Genomic DNA, 3,040 nt, shown 5'->3' with positions numbered 1-3,040 from the left:
ACTCTAATAGCCAATTCACGAATATTTGCTGTTTTGGCAGCATATAAGAGAGCGGTTCACCTAATTTATCTGTAGTCGCAATTTTATGTAAAGGCGTAGGTGTGCTTTTACGATGTGTTTGAAAAAGAGTGTCATCTAAGTCAACAAAAATTAACGGCTTAACATTCATAACTAATAATTTCCAAGTTTTTTATTTGTTCAAAAAGCAGAGGGTCAACACTATCTTTAGCGGTTTCAATGATTAAAAAGACACGATCAAATTCTTGATGTTTTACGTTGTATGCATAGTTATTCATATTGAGTCCGTAATTGTCTTTAAATAAACAAATACTTTCAATGGACTGTCCTTGCATAATCGGAGAGCGAGTGGTGGAGCTAAAATAAACCTCAACACCTTGCTTTTCTAGTTGCTCTGCCATTAGGAAAGGAATCCAGGTGAATTCCCCCGAACCTAACACTAAAACTTTTTCATGCGCTTGAATGGATTCAATCTTTTGCCACACAGAACACTCCAGAAAAGTCGGTTCGCGCCCCCAGTCATTGGGTGCAATAATTTTTTGGCTTTGTTGCTGGGTTGAACTGACGTTCGGCATTTGAATATCAATTTCTTTGTTGTTATCTTGCCACTGCCAGTGACCATGTAATAAAGAAACCACTTCAACTGGAATACCTAAATCATCGGTGACTAAGTGCTGTTCAGCCCAGTTGACTAAAGTCACTAAAATAATCCTTTCAACGTGTTCTAAACCTGATTTTTTAAGACTGAGAATTAAATTTCTAAAGGTTTTACCAGTCGAAATTTCATCATCCACTAAGATAAGAGTTTTTGAACTCAGGATGTGTTGATGTTTAATAGCATCATGACTAGACAAGATAAATTGGTCTTGTGCATGGCTATGTTCTTCTAAAAACAAGCCTAATGTGGGCAAGGTTTCGACTGGATGCCGAGTAGTCGTTAAAAAAATAGCATTTTCCCCGAAATCTGGTTTCAGCTCACGATAGACTCCTGCGCCTAAACCGACTGCGGTTTCAGCCATACCAATCACACTAATGGGATAGGGCAAATTTTTAGGAATAAGAGCAGCAAGGTCTTGATAGCTTTTTTGCATAACTGAGGGTGCGACAGGAATATGTTTACCAAGAACTTTAGAAACAAATAAAAATGCACGTTTCGGATTAATTCTTTCTGCAAAGCTAAGCAAATCATCCAATTTCCATTCAGGATGATGATGATTTACTGTCACACTAATACGGCCACGGCTTAAATCAATATGTTTTATCAATGTTTACAATCCATTTTTTATACTTTGTATAATGGGGAGAACTTGTACTACAGTAGTTGGTACGGGGCGCTTTAAAACTAAGTGCAATTTTTCTGCAATTAATTCTGCAATTAAATTAATTCCAGTATGTTGTGTATAGGAAAAACCGCCAGCGGGACGCGGGTTAATTTCTAAAATATGCCAGGCTCCCTGATCATCTTGCTTAAATTGAATATTGATCAATCCATCGCACTGGAAATGTTCTACTAAAATTTTACATATTTCATGACATGGATGCTCGATATAGCATTCTTGATAAAATTTAAATTTTATCCGAGTTACTAAGGCTAAAATTTTGCCATTACTACAGGCAATATCTACAGAACATTCTTGCCCTTGCAAAAAGGGCATAATTAAATACTCAATAGGCGGCTCTAATTGAGCATAAGCTTCTATAAACTGTTGTGTATTACATAGAGTATTAGATTGAAATTTCATAAAATATGAAACATCATCGCTTAATTGCACAAAACCTGCACCATATACGCCATAAACGGGCTTTGCACAAATAACGCTATACCGTTGTTGATATTCATCAATAGCTTGCTTTAATTCATTAACATGAGCAACTTTTGCAGCAGAAATGCTAGGTAAGTTTAAACCTTCGCAAATTTGTCCAAATAAAAATTTATTATTAACGTTTTTATGCTGACTGATGCCTCTGGCACCAGTCACTAATTGAATATCATGACGAGAAAATTCTTCACGAAATTGCTCAATAAATTGACTATGCTTTCCACAAAACAAAAGCTGAATAGAATGCTTTTTACATTGTTCTAGTAACCAGTCTGGACTGTCCTTAATAACCGGTTGTTGAAAAAAATAATCTGCAAGCAACTTCAGTTCAGGACGTTGTTTACTGTGAGAACAAAAAATAGTCAGATAGGGAGATAAATTTGAGTTTTTTAATAATTGAATAATGTCATTTTGACAGGAATAACTTTCAGCAATCCAGATATTGTAATGCGATTTCACAGTAGATTTGATCTCAATTTTATTTAATAACAATTATGAATTTATGATTCCATTCTACATGGAGTATATAAAATTTTTCATGTAATAAGTTGAATAATTGTTCTAGAAAGTCACTGGGTTGGTATACGCCCAGTGACGTGGTGGCAGGTTTTTATATTGCTGCACTTGCCGCGTGAATCCGCCTATGTTAAAACAATATAGGGCGAATAAAATAATTTTTAAGATATTTTTTTTATATTCATATGCTTAATTAGTTAAATGAAATATTACAATATTGTAAGAGGGTAGTATGCAACTTATTGCAGGTGGAAACATTGCTTTAGCATCTGAAGTGGTGGAGATATTAATAAAAACCAGTATTCCTAATCAATTAGAGGTTGATTGTACTGCATATCTTTTAGCACAAAGTACGCAAAAAGTGCGTGGTGATCAGGATATGATTTTCTATGGACAAACTCAAACACGAAATCAAAGTGTGCTACTAGTCCAGTCTGATTCCAATGATCCATATTTAAGTAAATTTAAGATTAATACAGCATTAATTGATCCACAAATTCAAAAAGTTACTTTATGTGCAACTATCAGTGAACCAAATAATTTTAGTCGAATATCTCCCATTCATATTGAACTTTTATCCGGTACTCAAACCATCGCCAATGCATTGATTCAGACTCAGTCTAAAACAGAAAAAGCATTAATTTTGGCAGAAGTGTATAAACATAATGATAAGTGGAAATTTAGAT

General features: G+C 34.6%; 3 protein-coding genes. 1 reads left to right on the top strand and 2 read right to left on the bottom strand.

Going from position 1 to position 3,040, the window contains the following annotated elements; genetic code table 11:
* Positions 1-158: 158 nt before the first annotated feature.
* The gene (locus tag KBI38_08220; GenBank protein ID MBP8630026.1) at positions 159-1,280 is read right to left on the bottom strand and encodes a phosphoribosyltransferase domain-containing protein; all 1,122 of its coding nucleotides are present in this window, start codon (positions 1,278-1,280) and stop codon (positions 159-161) included.
* Between the two features lie 6 nt (positions 1,281-1,286).
* Positions 1,287-2,297: an ATP-grasp domain-containing protein gene (locus tag KBI38_08215; protein ID MBP8630025.1), complete on the bottom strand. Its 1,011-nt coding sequence runs from the start codon at positions 2,295-2,297 to the stop codon at positions 1,287-1,289.
* Positions 2,298-2,586: 289 nt separating this feature from the next.
* On the opposite strand from KBI38_08215, the gene KBI38_08210 reads away from it, so the two are divergent.
* Positions 2,587-3,040, top strand: a 454-nt coding sequence (locus KBI38_08210; GenBank protein ID MBP8630024.1) for a TerD family protein, incomplete at its 3' end; no start/stop codon positions are given.

This window comes from Negativicutes bacterium (genome assembly GCA_018052945.1).
In the GTDB taxonomy this organism is placed as follows: Bacteria; Bacillota; Negativicutes; order JAGPMH01; family JAGPMH01; genus JAGPMH01.
This window is presented reverse-complemented; position numbering and strand designations above follow the sequence as displayed.